The sequence below is a fragment of the Brevibacillus sp. YAE8 genome, assembly GCF_057543335.1.
On record NZ_BAAIYG010000093.1, the window covers coordinates 1 to 713 of the forward strand.

The 713-nt window shown below is 39.8% G+C and carries 1 protein-coding gene; it reads right to left on the minus strand.

Translation table 11 applies throughout. The annotated features are described in order from the left end of the window. Positions 1 to 9 precede the first annotated feature (9 nt). Positions 10 to 713: MFS transporter (locus AC27IT_RS27760; RefSeq protein ID WP_487092257.1), on the minus strand; the 704-nt coding region annotated here is incomplete at its 5' end.

Consider the following 713-nt stretch of genomic DNA (forward strand, 5'->3'; position numbering starts at 1 on the left):
AAAATACTTTTATAACAGTCTCTTCCGATACTTTTGCACAGATACATTCTTTATTTTTTCATGTCTTGTTTTTACTAGAAAGCATGAAACAACAAAGCTTAGTAAGGCTGCTAAAAACGTTCCGCTGTAAATAATGTGAACACCTGATGCAAGAATTTCATGCAGCTTTGACAGTTCTTCTGGTGGTACCCCGCCTGTCTCAAACGAAGCATTCAAATTTTCTTGCCCTAATTTCTTTGCTTGTGAAAGCGTCACTAAGTTAAAAATTGTACCAAACACTGCGGAACCTAGCGTTTGACTAAATGTATTTGTAAACGTATTAAGAGCCACCGCTACTCCTCTTTTGCTAGCTGGAACCGCTGATTGAATAACTAGCATAAAAATAGGCGTAATAATACCCATTCCTAACCCAAGGACCCCAACGGCTACATAAATTAAAAATACGGGTGAGTGTGTGGAGACTAAAAACAGCATAAAACATGCTGTACTTACGATTGCCGTGCCCAGCGTAAGAATGGAGTGCGTTTTAAGACGCCCCACTAAATTCCCTGAAAGCAGTGAACCAATCGTCCAGCATACTGGCATAGGCATTAGTACAAAACCTGCAGCAGTTGCACTTTTCCCCAGCACCCCTTGACTCCAAATTGGAAGGTAGACCGTAATACTAATAACTACTGATCCGACAAGAAGTGTTAATAAGTTTATAACAGATA